This is a genomic window from Paenibacillus sp. FSL P2-0089 (assembly GCF_038595095.1).
GTDB lineage: Bacteria > Bacillota > Bacilli > Paenibacillales > Paenibacillaceae > Paenibacillus_AQ > Paenibacillus_AQ silagei.
On record NZ_CP152006.1, the window covers coordinates 4621843 to 4638113 of the forward strand.

Genomic DNA, 16271 nt, shown 5'->3' on the forward strand with positions numbered 1-16271 from the left:
AGACTCCTCATACAAAAAAGCAGCAACCCCCGCTCTCGGAGAACTGCTGCCTTAATTTAAAATAGTATATTGCTATTCCTGCGGAGCCTGCGGGACGGGACGGCCATCCACCCACAGATAAGGGAGAGACTTGACGGGGACATAATAGGAGGCCTGCGTAAGCTCCAGACGCAGGTCACGGTCTGCCGCCGGACTGCTGCCATTCTTATCAATGGCAGAGAAGATATCCGCACCGTAATCAACATAGACTGCCCCGCTGCGATCCATCAGGAGCCCGAGCGGCTGGCCCGAATATACGCTGCTTAGCTTGATTGTCCCTGTCCCTGCCCGTTTGGCATCGATAGATACAAGGCCCGGATACAGCTCCTCCCCTGCCGGAAGCTTCCCGCCGTGCGCAGACTTATAGAGGTTCACCTTGCGCTGGATATCGTTAACTTTCTGCACGGTCACCAGGTCCATTAATTTGACCTGTGGGTCCGTCTCCTCATCCAGCACCAGAAAATGGGCGCTCCCGCCCTTCTCGAACGCTGCTGCCGGGATCTCGTCCAGGTACCCTTCCTGCTGCAGCTTATTCAGGTCAATCACGAATTTCTCGTATCTGGGCGTGTCCTGATCGCTGGTCAAGATCGGCAGCAGCCCCTTCTGCTCCTGATAATCATCGACCGCCGCCTGCACCCGCTTCACACTCTCGCGGTAACTGCTGCCGGGCTGCTGCTGCTCCCGGGGATACATGCAGCCGGTTAGAGACAAGATCAGCAGGACAAGCAGCGGCAGCAGCATCGCAGACCTGTGCCGGCTCTGCCGGAGCTTCACCAGATGCATGGACTCCACTCGTAGGGCTCCTCTCTGTTCGTTTAGGGTTGCATTTGCGCCGGGAGTAACCATCACCATAAGTCCTCCGATTCGCCACGTCGCGCCGCTTCCAGTCTGCGGCGTACAGCCGCCTTCAGCGGGTCCTCGGGAATATGCACTTGGACGTCGCCCCATACAGCGGCCTGACAGGCCAGGCGGACGCCTTCATCCAGCAGGCTGCCAAGCTTGCGCTTCTCCGCCTCCGCAGGAGGTCTGAGTCCCACGGCATCCGTACGCTCTACGGACACTTTGCACATCATGCATCCCGCCTTGCCCCCGCAGCGGGTAGGCAGGACGATTCCGGCTTTGCGCACAGCCTCCAGCAGCGTAACACCATGCTTGACAGAAGCTGTGCGTTGTTCCGGAAGGAAAGTGACCGTTATTTGCGATTTCGCATTCATCTTACAGCCTCCTTCCTTGGAATCAGGTTATATACGTATAGATTCGGATATCCCCAGCAGCTCGTCCAGCCTAGACTGCAGGCCGTCGGCTTCCAGATGATTCTCCTCAATGAGCTGCTCCAGAAGCGGCAGATGACCGACTACATCCTGTTTCATCAGCTCCGCAATCGCCCGGCAGCGTTCTTCCCTGCCGCGCAGCAGATTGAAGATCAGCTCATGGACAAGCGGCATCAGGGCCAGGCGGCCGCTCCCTTCGAATGTACATTCCGGGGCATAGGACTGCAGCTTGCTGATATCCACTGCATATTGCCCGGAGCCGCTGCCGATCCTGAATCCGCCCACCAGCTCAACCTTCACCTCCCCGATGAAGTAGAGCCCGCGCAGAGAGTAACAGCCTCCGCTATAATCCTCCTCCGGTGCGCAGACAGTGTATCTCAGCAGTGCCCGATGAAGCTGCGCGGTATCCTCCAAATCACAATAGAGGTCAATATCGCGCGGAGCAGCACTCAGCTGAACCCCGTGCAGCAGCAGACCGCAGCTTCCCCCCAGCAGCCACACCGGCGGCTTACCCGGCCCGATCACATCCAGCTCCCGCGCTATGCTGCCCAGTGCCGTCTCCAGCACATAAGGAATTCCTGAACCGGCCATCAAACTACACACGCCCCATTCCTGTAAAATCAACTAACGATTCTGTCAGAAACACGTCTGCCTGAGTATAATGTAAATGCTTACATAATTGAAGCGGCCCCGCCCAGAACTCCGATCAGCAGGATGACAAAAGCAATGACCGATAAAACAGCTCTTAGCAGTCCCTTCGTCTTGCTGCGTGCAAAAGTAATCAAAAAAACGGATAAGCCCATAATCAGTACCGCAATCAGAGACAGCCACATTTTTGTCATCGGGTCCATAGGTCATGCGCCTCCATTTCACTTTTCCCGGATTGCGACTATTATAGCGTGAAATCCGTCATTTTTTAAGTATTAATTTACAGATTAGCCCCTGCCGATGGAAAAAAGGGCATCAACCACGGAATCAGCTTACCTTCCGGAGTTATGCCCAGTCTGAAAAAGAGCCATCCCGGCAGGAATGGCTTACTTCACGGATATGCTATTTTTTCAGCATCATTTTCATTAAAGACTCCATCGTACCGGAACCGGCGCCGCCTTTTTTAACAGCATTGACGATCTCCTGCACTGTAGCCTCGCTGACCGGCACTTTAGCCATAGCTGATACCTGTTTAATTAACTGGCGGAGCTGGGCTTCATTCTGTGTGGTGCCCGGCTTAACCGTACCGGCCAGCTTTTTGATGGCACCTTCCGAAATGTTTTTGCCCGTCTTCTTGTTGATGGCGTTCAAAGCATCCTTGGAAAAATCTCTGCTCACTGTTCATCCCTCCTCCGTCAATCCCCATTAACAACATATGAGATATTCCGGCAAAAGGTGAACGTGATCAGGAATGCCACTGCTCCCAGGTCTCCTGGGAGATGGCCTCCATCTCCGTCTTACGGTCACGGCCCATCAGGGCTTCCACCGCATTACGCGGTGTTCTGCCCTTGAACAGCACATGATAAATCTGGTCGGTGATGGGCATCTGTACGCCCAGCTTCAGCGAGATCGCATAAGCCACCTCCGTCGTCCGGATGCCTTCGACAACCATCCCCATCGAGTCCAGCACCTCATTCAGCGGCTGGCCCTGGCCCAGCATGGAGCCGGCGCGCCAGTTGCGGCTGTGCTGGCTTGTTGCCGTTACGACCAGGTCACCAAGTCCGGCAAGGCCGGAGAAGGTTAAGGGATTCGCACCCATCTCTACCCCGACCCGGGAGATCTCGGCCAGGCCGCGGGTAAGCAGTGCCGCCTTCGCATTATCCCCGAACCCCAGCCCGTCGGACAGCCCCGCACCCAGCGCGATAATATTCTTCAGTGCACCAGCCAGCTCTACCCCTAGCTGATCCCTGTTGGTATACACACGGAAGTCGTTGTTAATGAACAGCCCCTGCGCCGCCTTGGCACGGCTCTCATCCGGCGAAGCCACGACGACCGTGGTCGGACAGAGCCGTACCACTTCTTCAGCATGGCTCGGCCCGGAGAGCACCACAATATCGCCTTCGCTGCAGCCCAGCTCTTCCGAGATCACTGTGGACATCCGCTTCATGGTCTCGGTCTCGAAGCCCTTGGTGGCGTGAATGCAGAGCATATCTTCCTTCCAGAACGGCTTAAGGCTATGCGCCACCTGGCGCATTCCGGAAGAAGGCGCCACAATGACTACCGCCTTCGAACCGGAGACGGCAGTCTCCATGTCCGTGGTGGCAATAATATTTCCAGGGAGCTCAATCCCCGGCAGGAAATGATGATTCGTATGTGCTTCGTTAATCTCGGCAGCCTGCTCAGGCTTTCGCGTCCACAGATAAACCTCCGAGTGGTTAGCCGCCAGCACAGTAGCCAGCGCAGTTCCCCAACTGCCCGCGACCAGCACGGTTACTTTATCAGACAACGCGATTCCCCTCCTTGGCTTTGGAGCCGATTTTGTTCTCACGGCCCTGTGAGATCTTCACGATGTTGCTGCGGTGACGCCAGAAGGCGAACACTACGATGACCAGGCTTCCCCATAGCTCCGGGGTCGTATGCTCCGTGAACAGCAGACACACTGGAGTCAGAGCCACAAAGATCAGCGAGCCCAGCGAGACATACCGTGTAAGTATAATAGCGAGAATGGCAATCGCCCCGGCAATCAGTGCAGGCCAGAATACCAGTGTAGCCATCACTCCAATCGTCGTTGCAATCCCTTTTCCCCCGCGAAAGTGAAAATAGACCGGCCAGTTATGCCCGATGATGGCAGCCAGTCCGCAGACCACTGCGACCCAGCTTCCCCATCCCCCGGCCCATGTGCCAAGCCAGACTGCGGCAATTCCCTTCAGTACGTCCAGAAACAGCACCAGTATGGCCGGTCCCTTCCCCATCACACGCAGTGTATTGGTCGCTCCCGCATTGCCGCTTCCATATTGGCGGATATCAATCCCCTTAAGCAGCCGGGCGAGCAGTACACTGAAGCTGATGGAGCCAAGCAGATAGCTTATAACGATAACCAGAAGTTCAAACGCCACTACTCTTCTCCCCTAACCTTCGTTCTCGGATTTGCGCCGTGTAAAGAGGCGGATCGGTGTACCCTCGAAATTGAACGCTGCACGCAGCTTGTTCTCCAGGTAACGTTCGTAGGAGAAGTGCATCAGCGAAGGATCATTGACGAATACCACGATGGTCGGCGGCTTCGTTGCCACCTGGGTGACATAGTTAATGCGCAGACGGCGGCCTTTGTCCGTAGGCGGAGGATTAATCGCCACGGCATCCGATACCACATCATTCACCAGATGGGTGGTAATCCGCAGGGCGTGCTGTTGGGCGACATGCTGCACGACAGGCAGCAGCTTCTGCAGACGCTGTTTCGTAAGCGCAGACAGAAATACCACCGGCGCATAGCTCATGAACAGGAAGTGATCGCGGATGTTGCGTTCGAAGTTCTGCATCGTCTTGTCGTCTTTCTCAATGGCATCCCATTTGTTGACAACAAAGACCGAAGCCTTGCCCGCATCATGGGCATACCCGGCAATATGCTTGTCCTGGTCGATGATGCCTTCTTCCCCGTTGATTACAACGAGTACAACATCAGCACGCTCAATCGCCTTCATGGCTCTCATTACACTGTATTTTTCCGTGTTCTCATAGACCTTGCCGCGTTTGCGCATGCCCGCTGTATCGATCAGCACATAACGCTGGCCATCCCGTTCGAACGGCGTATCAATCGCATCGCGTGTAGTCCCCGCAATATCACTGACAATAACGCGTTCTTCGCCCAGAATTGCATTAACCAGTGAGGATTTACCCACATTCGGACGTCCGATCAAGGCTACACGGATGACATCTTCATCATATTCCTCATCCACTTTATCCGGAAGACGTTCAACAACCGCGTCCAGCAGATCGCCGATTCCGGTTCCGTGACTTCCTGAAATGCCGATCGGATCACCGATTCCAAGGGTGTAAAATTCATAAATATCTTCGGTGCGCTTCATGTTATCCACTTTGTTGATAGCCAGAACGATCGGCTTGCCGGAACGGAACAGAATCTGCGCCACTTCCTCATCCGAACTCGTGAGTCCGCTCTTCGCCTCGCACATGAAGACGATCACATCCGCTTCCTCAATCGCCAGCTCCGCCTGAACGCGGATGGATTTCAGAATAGCGTCTTCTCCGTCAATCTCAATCCCGCCAGTATCAATGACACTGAAGGATTTGCCGTTCCAGTCGGAGACTCCATATATCCGGTCACGTGTAATCCCCGGTTTATCTTCTACGATGGCCAGTCTATCGCCAATCAGCCGGTTAAAGATCGTCGACTTTCCGACGTTAGGCCTGCCGACAATGGCCACTACGGGTCTTGCCATATTCATTCCTCCTGTCTTCCTTACGTTACTCATCATAGCAAAAAACATTCCAATTGGCTAACCGTCTTACCCATGTATTGCCGCTATCCTGTATGCCCTGGAACAGACAATCGGCGAACCCTCTGATCGAGGGCTCGCCGATTACTTTACCCGTTATGATGAGATAACAAAGGGATTAGTTGTTACCCTTGAATTTGTCCAACTTGTCGCCGAAACGTTCAGCCAGTGTGAAGCTGAGGCCTTCGTTGCTGAGCGATACGTTAGGATTGTTCAGCACTTCCTTAGGCGCTCTGTCTCTGCTGTTGCTGCGTTCTGGTCTGGCCGAAGGAGCCGGAGCTTCTTCAGTTTCCTTGATGCTCAGGCTGACGCGCTTCTCGGATGGGTTGAAGTCAAGCACTTTCACTTGTACTTCCTGTCCTTCCTTGAGCACTTCATGCGGAGTGCCAATGTGCTTGTGGGAGATCTGGGAGATATGCACAAGGCCTTCAACGCCTGGCAGCAGTTCAACGAATGCGCCGAAGTTCACAAGGCGCTTAACTTCGCCTGTAACTACATCGCCGATGTTGATCTTGCCTGCTGCGGAATCCCAAGGACCCGGAGCTGCTGCTTTGATGCTGAGGCTGATTTTGCCCTTTTCAGGATCAACCTTAAGTACTTTCACGCGAACCTTGTCGCCTTCGGATACAACATCGGATGGCTTCTCTACGTGGTTCCAAGCAATCTCGGATACGTGAACCAGTCCGTCTACACCGCCAACATCAACGAATGCGCCGAATTGAGTCAGGCGTTGAACCGTACCTTCGATGATTTGGCCTTCAGACAGCTCAGCCATAATCTTCTGCTTGTTAGCTTCGAATTCTTCCTCCAGAACTTCTTTGGCGGAGAGAATTACCTTGCTGTTCTCACGGTCAAGCTCTTTCACTTTGACACGCAGTGTGCGGCCCTTGTAGTCGCTGAAATCTTCAACGAAGTGACGCTCAACCATGGAAGCCGGGATGAAGCCGCGTGCGCCAACGTCAGCCACAAGGCCGCCTTTGACAACATCAGCTACAGTAACTTCGAAGGATTCCTGGGAAGCGAAATACTTCTCCAGATCTTCCCATGATTTCTCGCTGTCGATGGCACGCTTGGAAAGCACCAGGCTCTCCTTGTTGTCGTTGATGCTGACAACCTTGCATTCCACTTCCTGGCCGACTTCTACCGCTGCTGCGGCATTGTCCAGCTGAACGGAAGACAATTCGCGAATAGGAATAACGCCGTCGTATTTATATCCAATGCTTACATAAGCTTGGTTATCTTCAATTTTGACGATTGTTCCTTTCACGGTATCGCCTTTTTTCAGAGAAATGATTTCCAGACCTTCCTGGCTTGTCACTTCTTCTTCATTGCTGGCAACAACTTCTGCAGATTCGGTAACAGCGGATTCTACAGTTTCTGCCTTATCTACGGTCTCGTTATTCTCAACGTTATCCGCAGCTTCTTGATTCTTGATTTCTTCAGACATGTGATTACCCTCCTCGATTCAAAACCCCATTTATTTAAACCCGCGTAGAGCAGGGTTCAAAACAATCATTGCTTCGTTAAACCATTTCATTTTGTTGATTAGTATGTTCCAAAAAATAGCGGTTATGCTGTAATTTATAAGCTATTCACAGAAACAGAAGATTGACTCCCGGACTTACCGCGAACTGGGCTTGCCGGTACTGATCATTTCATGGATGCGTCCCATAATAACATCGGTTACAGCGTCCAGAGAATCACTTCCCGCACCTTCAAATGCGCTGAGGTCTATGGGCGCCCCATATACAACAGTCATCCGGCGGAACGGCTTGTAGGACCCGATAATGGCTGCCGGTACAACGGCTGCGCCGCTGCGGAGCGCGAAGCTTGCCGCACCCTTCTTGGCTGAACCTGAATCGGAGTTCCGCGTTCCTTCCGGGAAGATGCCCATCACATGTCCGCTGCGAAGCGTATTGAGGGACGTCTTAATGGATTCTTTGCTTACGCCGCCACGCTTGACAGGAAATGCGCCCAAATGCTTAATGAGCCAGCCCAGCACCGGAACATTGAACAATTCCGCCTTGGCCATATATCTTACCTGTCGCTTCAGCTTAATGCCGATCGTCATGGGATCAAGCAGGCTGATGTGATTCGCGCAGAGCAGGACTCCACCTTCCTTCGGCACATTCTCTCTTCCCACAATCTTGAGCGGGAACAGTATGGCATAAATCATACGAAGCAAGGCCACGCAAAATGCATAAATCATAGATGATTTCTCTCCCCGTTAACATAGGTTCTGCAGTGGGAGACGATGGCTTCCACGGCCTGAAGGATATCCATATGCGTCGTATCCAGAAGAATAGCATCCTCTGCACGGCACAGCGGTGAAATCTCCCGGCCTTCATCAAGCCGGTCCCGCGCTGCAATATCATGTTCAAGCTGCTGGAGAGTCACTGTTTCCGTATCCTTCAGTTCCTTGTAACGACGGAGAGCACGCTCCTCCACACTTGCCGTCATGAAAATCTTCACTTCGGCATCCGGCAGTACGGTTGTACCGATATCCCGGCCATCCATCACGACTCCCTTGCGGAGCGCCATCTGACGCTGCAAGTGACTCAGTCTGGATCTAACACCCTCAATCTTCGAATACTGCGACACCTGGCCGCTGACCTGAAGACTGCGGATATGCGGGGTCATGTCTTCCCCATTAATCAGCACTTTCTGCACATCTTTCTCAGGCAGAAGCTCAATCGCCATATTCTGGACCTTCCGGTCCACCAGCTCATGATTCTCTGCAGCTATGCCTTCACGAAGCATATACCAGGTGATTGCCCGGTACATGGCACCCGTGTCTACATAAATGTAAGACAGCTCCCGTGCTACCAATCGGGCTACAGTGCTCTTGCCTGCCCCGGCAGGTCCGTCGATGGCGACGTTAATTCGGTCGTTAGTATGTGTATCCTGCCTGTCCAACGGGGCATTCCTCCTCAAACACTCTTCCGCAGAAATACGCATATCGACATATCTCTCTTGGAACTTGCTGATATTCTCAAGAAAAAAGCAGGCATTGCCTGCGACTTATAAAATTATACCACAGTTTGAACCCCAGTGCAAAATGACATTGAGGTTTTTTAGGGAGAAAAAAGCTGATTCAGGGCCCTCTTGAAGATTCCTGCACAAGGAATCAGCGGTTGCGGAAATCGAATTGGCGTTCAAAGCAGTACCGGATAATTTTTTGCCGCTCCGAATCGGAAATGGCCGAGAATTTAACCATGACCAGATTCCGTCCGGTCTCCAGCGGTTTGATCCGTACAATCTCGCCTTCGAAATTAACATGCTCCGTGCTTCCGTTGCGGTAGGAGACGAGCAGCCAGCAGGCCAGCTTGTCGGCCACCTCTAATGTAATTTTGGCATCGCTTAAGAATGATGTCCCGCCGCCGCCGATATCCTCGGTGCGCACCAGAAACCGGCTGCCCAGGGCATCCTTCACGGCCAGCTCCAGCTCGGCATTGACGCGGAAGAAGCTGCGGCGCTGAATTTTGAAGATGGACTCCGCCGCAGGCTTGCGCAGCCGGACCATCCGGATGACATCTTCCTTGAAGCCGAGTACATGAGTATTGAAGTAATTTTTGATGCCGCCCTCTGTGAGAAAATAGACCGACAGCTCGTCACCGATAAACAGCTTCTTAAGCCGGCCGTTACTCTCCTGCATGGGGATTTCTATCAGGATGCTCTCGTCCTCCATATCAGCAATCCTTGCCCGGTACTGGATCTCAGACTCTGCCGCATCGCTGGATGCGACCTGGAGGTATAGATATTCATTGATTTTGGGATACAAACCTGTCACCGCCGCTTGAGTTAGTAATAAATGCTAAACCGATTATAGCATGCCCTCTTGAGGCAGGTCAGAAATATTATTAGGCGTTGAACACCAACAGCCGCAACCGGCGTGCAACCTATATTTTCAGCATCAAAAAAAAGACGCCCTCCGTTTCCGGAAATGCGCCTTCTTTATAGAGCCGGTTTTAGCTGTCCCCATGGAAAGTCCGGCTATTTATCCTGTGCCCCCGAAGAGGTGCGCACCTGCTCCACCGCTTCCTCATTGCCGTCATCGGCGTTCAGATAAATCCTGAACTGTGAGCCGTTGATTTTGCCGCCGAATTCATACGTCAGCAGCTCCACCGCATCTTCATTCTCGATCCAGGCCAGCCGGTTATAGAGCTCCTTGAACTCCGGGTTAAGCATCGCTCTGGCTTCCGCCAGGGACAGCTTCGGCTTCGGCAGCACACGCTTCTCCTTATGCTCATTCACATAGTCGCTTGCCTGAAACCCTATGGCTTCCCCCGTATCCAGCCCGACACGAACCGTCATTTTCTCGGGATAGATAAGAACGCCGTCCTGGCTGCTGACAAAGGTCAGATTGCCCAGATTATCGTACCGGTCCGCACTGACTGCGGTCATGCCGGGATAGCCCTTCTTCTCCAGGAACTTACCCGCCTTCTCCACAGCCTGCTTAATGGATACTTTGGCCGGCCCTACCTCGCGGTTGTCGTTGTAAGAGATCAGCAGTCCGCCTTCCGCCGTGAAGTCCATCGAGACCGGCTCCTTATGGTCACTGGAAGTCACAGTGGCAGTATAAGAAGCCCACTCCGTTCCCTTCCCATTCTCCTGAATCTTCACCTGTGCCTTCCCGCCCAGCTCGGCGAACTTCATCGCCTTGCCCTTGATCTGGTCAGCGGTAACCGGCTTGCCGCCCAGCTTTTTCACCGACCGCTTATCATAGATACTTGCAACCGAAGGGCCGTAGTCCAGCTCCGGGTATGCCGCCACGCGTTTATCCACGGTTTTGAATCCGTCGATGATCGTGTTGTCTTCGGCCTTCTGCTCTGTAGCCAGTGCAGTCTCTACATCCATCCAGCGCAGCTTTTTGCCGATGACCTTGTCCTGAACCTTCTGCAGGTCCTTGGAGATTTCAGCCGAATTCTGGTAGAGCGTCTTCAGATTCGCCATTTCCCCCTCTGTCAGCGGCTTCTTCGTGAAGTCACGCACCGCAGCCTTGTAGGAGAAATTAGAGATCTTAGAGAGGAACTCCTCCGTCTCACTGAACGGCAGCAGCGTCAGCGGCAGCTGATTGATCTCGTTCTGCGCCTCGCTGGTAATCCGCCATACATTGACCAATCCCTTGCGGTGCATTCCATTAGAGGTAGTGTTCACCGCAAGCGTATTGCCCAGCTCGCCGTGAAGCCGCTCCACATGGAAGGAGAGATCATGGAACGCGCGCTGATACTGGTTCTCCGCTTTGATCAGAATCGAATTCTTCTCCTGATTCTCCTGATACCCCCAGACGAGCGCTCCAAGCAGCAAGAGTGCAGTAAGCGGGAACATTATGGCACTTAATCTTTTGTACATAGGTCCGCATAGCTCCTTTCAGTAGCTTATTGCCGTTAGTTTGACAATAACTGAGAAGTCTTATGCACTTTTTCAAGAATCCGGTCTTCAGGCCCGTTCCTCAATCTCAAAGCCGCTTACACAGCTGCACAGACATTGCTTGAAGCCGGTCTGGACAACACCCTGCTCCTTGTTCCCTCTTAATATGTAGGTTTCGCCGCACTGCTTGCAGACAATCCGAACTTTTACTCGCAAAAAAAGACACCTCTCTCTCCTTTCTGGAATTCCTCGCCTTAAGGAACTGCCCTGTAGGATTAAGTGTGTCCATCTCGATTATAGGTTAACCTCTTCCTCACGCTTCAAAAAGCGAAACGGGGAACGGCTGTTGGCCCGCGCTACCTTCCCCATGCCTCTGTACCATAAAACTGCCATCAGGGGCACGATAAACCAGATCCAGTAGTTAGCTGTCGTCGCGAGCAGAAAATCATAGATTCCATGCCACAGCCAGGGCAGAAGCAATGAAATCAGCAGAATCTTACGGGTCTTGACCCCGCCGGAGAACTTGGCTCTGCCCATATGGTAGCCCATAATCACTCCGAACATGGCATGTCCGGAGACTGGAAGCAGCGCCCTTAGAATCATGGTGCCGATTGAAGCATTGCTGTACCACGCATACATTACATTCTCTATTGTTGCGAAGCCGAGCGAAATCGCTACGGCATATAGTATTCCATCATAGGGCTCGTCAAATTCGGTATGATTGTAAATCATATGGTACAGCACAAACCACTTCAGGGCCTCTTCCACCCCGGCTGAGATCAGAAAGGAATCCACATAAGGACCGCCGTCCAGCCCCAGCACAAGTCCCCTCTGGATAATCATCACCGGCAGCACGATCATCAGGCCAAGCAGGAACACCTTAAGCACCATATGGAGCGGTTCCTGATCATACTTGTCTTTCAGATAGAAAAAAGTCAGCAGCGCAAGTCCCGGTGCAACTGCTGACGAAATGACCGATAACAAAAGCACCGAATAGCCTCCCTTGCGCTAATACCTAATCTCTGCTGAAGCCGTTATGGCCGGACTGGTACCTTCCCACTATCTCTTATTCCTGGCGTTTGAAATGATTGCACAGCGTCTGAATCGCATTCTCCGCCATAACCGTCTTGCCGTATTCGGCCAGAACAGCCTGAGTTACCGGAGAGGAATCTCCGAATTCAGCGAGCACGCCTACCAGCCCTGACAGTGCAGCCTCTTCAAATTCCTTCGGATCGAAGTAGAGGTACCATTTATCATTATAAGAATACAGTTGTCCTTGAGAAGTAATATTGCCGATGAGCACATGAGCCGCTTCCACCAGAACCTCGAAATCGCGGAATGCATATACAATGGAGTCGCTTTGTTCAAGAGTAACTTCCATTTCATAAATCTCTTCAGGCAATTCATCTTCCCCGGCCCCACCGTACTGATGGTGATCATATTTCCCCCGGGTCACAATAACGACCATGCCTTGCGCGGGCAATGCGAACACTTCCACGGCAAGCGGACCCGTAGCGTCAAAACCAAGCTCGCTGTACGCCTGATCCATCATTTCCGTAAAGAGGTCGTGCACCTTGGGAACCTCCTGCCACATGTCTTCCTTCTGGATGCCCCGCTCGCTCAGGTCGTCAAAAGTGAGGAAAATCCGTATCTTATCTTGACTTAATCGCTCTATTCTCATGACAGGATCCTCCTTTTGCAAGCTCATTTAATATTAATGTATGATGAGTCCCGAGTAATGAGCCAAAAATGGTTACTATGTATGTATGTTATCATTTTGAAGCTACAAATGCACGTAAATAAATATAGATTCAGCCCAATTTGCTGCCCATTATATGTAAAGCCATATTAAAAAAGAATCACTTCAGCGATGCCGGCATCGCCAAAATGATTCTGCAGCGGTTAAATCCGGTTACAAACCCGGTATGGCGGTATGAGTATCTTTGAGAATCTGCTCGACTTCATGCTTCACATCAGGGTTGCTGCGGATGAAATCCTTCAGCATGTTCAGATTTGATTCTTTGGACTTTAACGGGGAATCCTCTTTATGATCGCCACCGCCGGATACATGTGAGCCGGAGTGTTCATGGCTGCTGCCCGCTGCCGTGCTGCCGAAGCCGGTCATGGCCATTCCCATAATTTTGTCCTTGGCCTTGTCACCCGCATTATAGGAAGAACCATTCGAGTGAAGTAAGGCAGACATCATGGCACTACGTTTTTTGGACATAATCATACTGGCGGCTGCACCAATCAGCACCCCGCACAGAAATGACGAAGTATTCATATCTCCAACCTCCTTGTATGGTAAAATCATGCTTAGTGTTCGCGGAAAGGTAGCCGCTCATACAGCCAAACAACAAGAAAGCGAGATGAAAAAAGTGGGTAAAGCAACAATAACGCTGCTTTTGGCGGCTTGTCTGCTGTCAGCTTGCAGCAACAGTGGAAATACAGGCAGCCAGGCGGCGGAGAAGACGCCACAGCCTGCGGCAGCAACAGAGGCGGCAGAGACAGCCGCATCTCCTGCACCTGAGGTAACAGCATCAGCTGCACCTGAGGCAACTGCATCACCGGAGGCCACGCCTGCGGCAGCCAGCGATGCGCAGGTGCCGCTGCTGTATCATATGAACAAGAATTATGACATTGTCCCGAACGATCCGGCCACGAATAAGAAGGTAGTCCTGCTGACCTTCGACGACGGGCCGAAGGAAGCGGAATTAATCAATCCGCTGATGGATACACTGGACAAGCACAAGGCCAAAGCGATCTTCTTCGTCAACGGGTACCGGGTGAAGGAGCATCCCGAGCTGCTGGAGCTGATCCACAAGCGGGGCGGCGTACTCGGCAACCATAGCTGGGATCACATCGTGCTGAAGGATAAGCCGGAAGCCGAAGTGAAGAAGCAGATTGAGGATGTTCAAAGAATCGTCAAGGAAATCACCGGTGAGACCCCTCACTTCTTCCGTCCGCCGCACGGTGCCGGCGGTGATGTAGGCAAAAAAATCGCCGCTGCAAACGGCATGCTCTATATGACCTGGTCCAATGGCTCCCTTGACTGGGAGATGAAGGCCAAGGATGCAGGAAAAACGGAGAAGCTGATCAAGAATGTAACCGATCAGCTGCATTCCGGCAGCAATATCCTGATGCATGAGCTGCCTTGGACGGTAGAGGCACTTGACACTCTGCTGACTACGCTTGAGGGCAAGGGCTACAGCTTTGTAGATCCGCGCAGCATTGAGCTGAAGATGCGTTAAGATCTGAATGAACAAGCAAAACCGGCTGCCCCGTTAGGAGGGCAGCCGGTTTTTTGTCATGCTTATGGGTTCATGACATTGAATCTCTGCGATCCGGAATGCTGCTGTCCGCAGCGCAGGGTCAGCACATGCATCTCGGCCGGACTGCGCCAGCGCAGCGGCAGATGCGCCGTACCGAACCCCCGGCTGATCAGCATCTTCAGCGGCGGGAGACCCGCATTATAGCTCCGGGGGATCTCATACATCCCCGCATTATATTGGCGGTAGAACTCATCGGTATGCCGGTTCCCGATCAGGGGCAGTACAACCTGGCCTCCATGGGTATGCCCGGCCAGAATCAGGTCAGCCGGAATCTCCTGCTGCCGGGACAGCCAGAGCGGATCATGCACGAGGATGATCCGGAAGGCTTCCGCATCCGCCACAGCTGGCAGAGGCCCGTAGGCCTTCTTGCCGCCTTGCCGCGGGAAATCCACCCCGGTCAGAATAAACTGTGCGCCGTCCCGCTCAATGACGCAGTTCTCATCCACCAGCAGCCTGGCTCCGCTTCCCCGGATGATGTTATCCACCAGATTGATGTTCGCCCTGTAATCATGATTCCCATGTACGGCATATACAGGCGCAACCGAAGCGGCCAGAGTCATATTGTTCAACAGGCGTTCTATGGGAGCGCCCTTCTCCGTCATATCACCGCCCAGGAAGACAGCGTCCACCTTCCCCCGCAGCGGGGTCAGCATCTCCTCCGGCAGACGGCGGCGGTGAATATCCGTAATGAGCAGTATCCGGAAGCCGTCGAACGCGGCAGGAAGCCGCTCCAGTACAATATCCTGATGATTCAACCGTTTTTTGAAGGCAGCAGCAACCATAAGGAGACCCATCCCCCCTGCTACCCCAAGACTCACACCTAATAGAATCAGGAGCACCGCAGTCAACTCCATAGGCTGCCCAGATCCGGCGCCCCGTTAATTCCCCACCACAGGAGGAAGCCCAGCAGCATCAGAAATACAACAATCAGCGAATTGATGAACATTTTGCTGAACCGGATTCTCTCTGACGGATAGCTCTCCGCACGCGAAGGAGTCTGCTCCCCTTCCTGCTGTGCCGCCTCACGCTCCGGCCTCCCGGAGGCCCTGCGCCCGGATAAGCGCTCCTTTCTGGACAGGGTCCCTGCCACCGGTACCGGACTTCCCGCACGCTCTTCTGCTGCCCCGGAAGCCGGCTGACGCTTGCCCGCTCTGGCCGGAGGATGTTGTTCTCTCTTCTGCTGTTTCTGGCGGGACCTTACCCGGCTTAATTGTTCTGTCATGATACCCTCCTGTAACGAATAACCATACCGGAGAACAAATCTATTAGGAAATGGCACAATATAGGTGCCCACAGACTGCCCGAATGGATGTAGATAAGTCCAAGACCATAGCTGCTGAGGAAGACCCAGCCCGTTGGAATCCAGTGCCGCAGATAACGGACATGAATAACGGCAAACAGTATACTCGTCCAGTACGGCCCGAGAGAATGCTGGATCGCTCCGCGGAAGAGCAGCTCCTCACACACCGCAACCACCGCCGAAATGACCACAATATGCCACAGCGGCCTTTTGCCGAACAGCAGTTCATTAATCCCCCCGTCATCCATGCTGTCTTCAGGAACAATATGGGTCAGCAGGAAGTCAACAGCAAGCATAATAACTGCAAGGCCAAGGCCCCAGTACACGAAATGTACACTATCCGGAAAATTTAATATGTGAATAGGATTTCTTTTCTGTAATAATATCCATATCAAACCGATAAATAAGGTAAGGCCCTGAGTAATGTACAGATTAATGAGTAACAGCTTGTCTGTTAACTGCTGTGGATCGGCCTTTTTAATTTTGATGTCACCCAATTTGAATTTTTTCATTATAACCT

At 52.8% G+C, this 16271-nt stretch carries 21 protein-coding genes; 1 reads left to right on the forward strand and 20 read right to left on the reverse strand.

Annotated features, from left to right (window positions below):
* Nucleotides 1–72 precede the first annotated feature (72 nt).
* The 17 genes from NST69_RS19420 to NST69_RS19500 all read right to left on the reverse strand — a co-directional run bounded on the left by NST69_RS19420 (nucleotide 73) and on the right by NST69_RS19500 (nucleotide 13403).
* Nucleotides 73–822, reverse strand: coding sequence for a DUF3939 domain-containing protein (locus NST69_RS19420; protein WP_342550195.1), 750 nt, complete (start codon nucleotides 820–822; stop codon nucleotides 73–75).
* A gap of 62 nt (nucleotides 823–884) precedes the next feature.
* A complete protein-coding gene (locus NST69_RS19425) occupies nucleotides 885–1253 on the reverse strand; it encodes a 2Fe-2S iron-sulfur cluster-binding protein (protein ID WP_342546951.1) in 369 nt (122 codons plus the stop codon).
* Nucleotides 1254–1280: 27 nt separating this feature from the next.
* Nucleotides 1281–1901 carry a hypothetical protein gene (locus NST69_RS19430; RefSeq protein WP_342546953.1) on the reverse strand — a complete coding sequence of 207 codons (621 nt, stop codon included), beginning with the start codon at nucleotides 1899–1901 and terminating at the stop codon, nucleotides 1281–1283.
* A gap of 80 nt (nucleotides 1902–1981) precedes the next feature.
* The gene (locus NST69_RS19435) at nucleotides 1982–2161 is read right to left on the reverse strand and encodes a DUF2768 family protein (protein ID WP_036698144.1); all 180 of its coding nucleotides are present in this window, start codon (nucleotides 2159–2161) and stop codon (nucleotides 1982–1984) included.
* A gap of 199 nt (nucleotides 2162–2360) precedes the next feature.
* On the reverse strand, nucleotides 2361–2636 hold the full coding sequence (locus NST69_RS19440; protein ID WP_036698146.1) for a stage VI sporulation protein F: 276 nt from the start codon (nucleotides 2634–2636) through the stop codon (nucleotides 2361–2363).
* A 67-nt stretch (nucleotides 2637–2703) separates the two neighbouring features.
* The gene (locus NST69_RS19445; protein ID WP_076079168.1) at nucleotides 2704–3744 is read right to left on the reverse strand and encodes an NAD(P)H-dependent glycerol-3-phosphate dehydrogenase; all 1041 of its coding nucleotides are present in this window, start codon (nucleotides 3742–3744) and stop codon (nucleotides 2704–2706) included.
* Nucleotides 3737–4354: a glycerol-3-phosphate 1-O-acyltransferase PlsY gene (gene plsY / locus NST69_RS19450; RefSeq protein WP_036727324.1), complete on the reverse strand. Its 618-nt coding sequence runs from the start codon at nucleotides 4352–4354 to the stop codon at nucleotides 3737–3739. The genes NST69_RS19445 and plsY overlap by 8 nt, the downstream gene beginning before the upstream one ends.
* A 12-nt stretch (nucleotides 4355–4366) precedes the next feature.
* Nucleotides 4367–5692 (reverse strand): ribosome biogenesis GTPase Der, encoded by a 1326-nt coding sequence (gene der, locus NST69_RS19455; RefSeq protein ID WP_036727327.1) that lies wholly within the window; start codon nucleotides 5690–5692, stop codon nucleotides 4367–4369.
* A 175-nt stretch (nucleotides 5693–5867) separates the two neighbouring features.
* Nucleotides 5868–7196, reverse strand: coding sequence for a 30S ribosomal protein S1 (gene rpsA / locus NST69_RS19460; protein WP_076079166.1), 1329 nt, complete (start codon nucleotides 7194–7196; stop codon nucleotides 5868–5870).
* Between the two features lie 174 nt (nucleotides 7197–7370).
* Nucleotides 7371–7958, reverse strand: coding sequence for a lysophospholipid acyltransferase family protein (locus NST69_RS19465; protein WP_342546957.1), 588 nt, complete (start codon nucleotides 7956–7958; stop codon nucleotides 7371–7373).
* Nucleotides 7955–8665, reverse strand: a complete 711-nt coding sequence (cmk, locus tag NST69_RS19470; protein ID WP_036727330.1) for a (d)CMP kinase — start codon at nucleotides 8663–8665, stop codon at nucleotides 7955–7957. The genes NST69_RS19465 and cmk overlap by 4 nt, the downstream gene beginning before the upstream one ends.
* Nucleotides 8666–8876: 211 nt before the next feature.
* Nucleotides 8877–9530: a flagellar brake domain-containing protein gene (locus NST69_RS19475; RefSeq protein ID WP_209870023.1), complete on the reverse strand. Its 654-nt coding sequence runs from the start codon at nucleotides 9528–9530 to the stop codon at nucleotides 8877–8879.
* Between the two features lie 212 nt (nucleotides 9531–9742).
* On the reverse strand, nucleotides 9743–11101 hold the full coding sequence (ypeB, locus tag NST69_RS19480; RefSeq protein WP_342546958.1) for a germination protein YpeB: 1359 nt from the start codon (nucleotides 11099–11101) through the stop codon (nucleotides 9743–9745).
* Between the two features lie 87 nt (nucleotides 11102–11188).
* Nucleotides 11189–11335: a hypothetical protein gene (locus tag NST69_RS19485; RefSeq protein WP_179090427.1), complete on the reverse strand. Its 147-nt coding sequence runs from the start codon at nucleotides 11333–11335 to the stop codon at nucleotides 11189–11191.
* Nucleotides 11336–11413: 78 nt separating this feature from the next.
* Nucleotides 11414–12109 carry a glutamic-type intramembrane protease PrsW gene (gene prsW / locus NST69_RS19490; protein WP_036727336.1) on the reverse strand — a complete coding sequence of 232 codons (696 nt, stop codon included), beginning with the start codon at nucleotides 12107–12109 and terminating at the stop codon, nucleotides 11414–11416.
* 76 nt (nucleotides 12110–12185) lie between these two features.
* Nucleotides 12186–12800, reverse strand: coding sequence for a genetic competence negative regulator (locus NST69_RS19495; protein ID WP_036698160.1), 615 nt, complete (start codon nucleotides 12798–12800; stop codon nucleotides 12186–12188).
* A gap of 231 nt (nucleotides 12801–13031) precedes the next feature.
* Nucleotides 13032–13403 carry a hypothetical protein gene (locus NST69_RS19500; protein ID WP_076079163.1) on the reverse strand — a complete coding sequence of 124 codons (372 nt, stop codon included), beginning with the start codon at nucleotides 13401–13403 and terminating at the stop codon, nucleotides 13032–13034.
* Between the two features lie 85 nt (nucleotides 13404–13488).
* On the opposite strand from NST69_RS19500, the gene NST69_RS19505 reads away from it, so the two are divergent.
* Nucleotides 13489–14370, forward strand: coding sequence for a polysaccharide deacetylase family protein (locus NST69_RS19505; RefSeq protein WP_235191947.1), 882 nt, complete (start codon nucleotides 13489–13491; stop codon nucleotides 14368–14370).
* A 62-nt stretch (nucleotides 14371–14432) separates the two neighbouring features.
* Here NST69_RS19505 and NST69_RS19510 read toward each other — a convergent pair whose 3' ends face one another.
* From NST69_RS19510 to NST69_RS19520, 3 genes are read right to left on the reverse strand one after another with little or no spacing between them, the layout of a single operon-like run.
* The gene (locus tag NST69_RS19510; RefSeq protein WP_342546959.1) at nucleotides 14433–15305 is read right to left on the reverse strand and encodes a metallophosphoesterase; all 873 of its coding nucleotides are present in this window, start codon (nucleotides 15303–15305) and stop codon (nucleotides 14433–14435) included.
* Nucleotides 15296–15673 (reverse strand): hypothetical protein, encoded by a 378-nt coding sequence (locus NST69_RS19515; RefSeq protein WP_340951639.1) that lies wholly within the window; start codon nucleotides 15671–15673, stop codon nucleotides 15296–15298. The genes NST69_RS19510 and NST69_RS19515 overlap by 10 nt, the downstream gene beginning before the upstream one ends.
* On the reverse strand, nucleotides 15670–16263 hold the full coding sequence (locus NST69_RS19520; protein WP_036698166.1) for a type II CAAX endopeptidase family protein: 594 nt from the start codon (nucleotides 16261–16263) through the stop codon (nucleotides 15670–15672). Before NST69_RS19520 ends, NST69_RS19515 begins: the two co-directional genes overlap by 4 nt.
* Nucleotides 16264–16271 lie beyond the last annotated feature (8 nt).

What these genes read in the sequence shown, in the direction of transcription:
- der (WP_036727327.1), bottom strand. Translation starts at nt 5,692, where the DNA reads ATGGCAAGACCCGTAGTGGCCATTGTCGGCAGGCCTAACGTCGGAAAG.
- NST69_RS19420 (WP_342550195.1), bottom strand. Translation starts at nt 822, where the DNA reads ATGCATCTGGTGAAGCTCCGGCAGAGCCGGCACAGGTCTGCGATGCTG.
- rpsA (WP_076079166.1), bottom strand. Translation starts at nt 7,196, where the DNA reads ATGTCTGAAGAAATCAAGAATCAAGAAGCTGCGGATAACGTTGAGAAT.
- NST69_RS19515 (WP_340951639.1), bottom strand. Translation starts at nt 15,673, where the DNA reads ATGACAGAACAATTAAGCCGGGTAAGGTCCCGCCAGAAACAGCAGAAG.
- NST69_RS19435 (WP_036698144.1), bottom strand. Translation starts at nt 2,161, where the DNA reads ATGGACCCGATGACAAAAATGTGGCTGTCTCTGATTGCGGTACTGATT.
- NST69_RS19520 (WP_036698166.1), bottom strand. Translation starts at nt 16,263, where the DNA reads ATGAAAAAATTCAAATTGGGTGACATCAAAATTAAAAAGGCCGATCCA.
- NST69_RS19430 (WP_342546953.1), bottom strand. Translation starts at nt 1,901, where the DNA reads ATGGCCGGTTCAGGAATTCCTTATGTGCTGGAGACGGCACTGGGCAGC.
- NST69_RS19465 (WP_342546957.1), bottom strand. Translation starts at nt 7,958, where the DNA reads ATGATTTATGCATTTTGCGTGGCCTTGCTTCGTATGATTTATGCCATA.
- NST69_RS19495 (WP_036698160.1), bottom strand. Translation starts at nt 12,800, where the DNA reads ATGAGAATAGAGCGATTAAGTCAAGATAAGATACGGATTTTCCTCACT.
- ypeB (WP_342546958.1), bottom strand. Translation starts at nt 11,101, where the DNA reads ATGTACAAAAGATTAAGTGCCATAATGTTCCCGCTTACTGCACTCTTG.
- NST69_RS19500 (WP_076079163.1), bottom strand. Translation starts at nt 13,403, where the DNA reads ATGAATACTTCGTCATTTCTGTGCGGGGTGCTGATTGGTGCAGCCGCC.
- NST69_RS19505 (WP_235191947.1), top strand. Translation starts at nt 13,489, where the DNA reads ATGAAAAAAGTGGGTAAAGCAACAATAACGCTGCTTTTGGCGGCTTGT.
- NST69_RS19510 (WP_342546959.1), bottom strand. Translation starts at nt 15,305, where the DNA reads ATGGAGTTGACTGCGGTGCTCCTGATTCTATTAGGTGTGAGTCTTGGG.
- NST69_RS19425 (WP_342546951.1), bottom strand. Translation starts at nt 1,253, where the DNA reads ATGAATGCGAAATCGCAAATAACGGTCACTTTCCTTCCGGAACAACGC.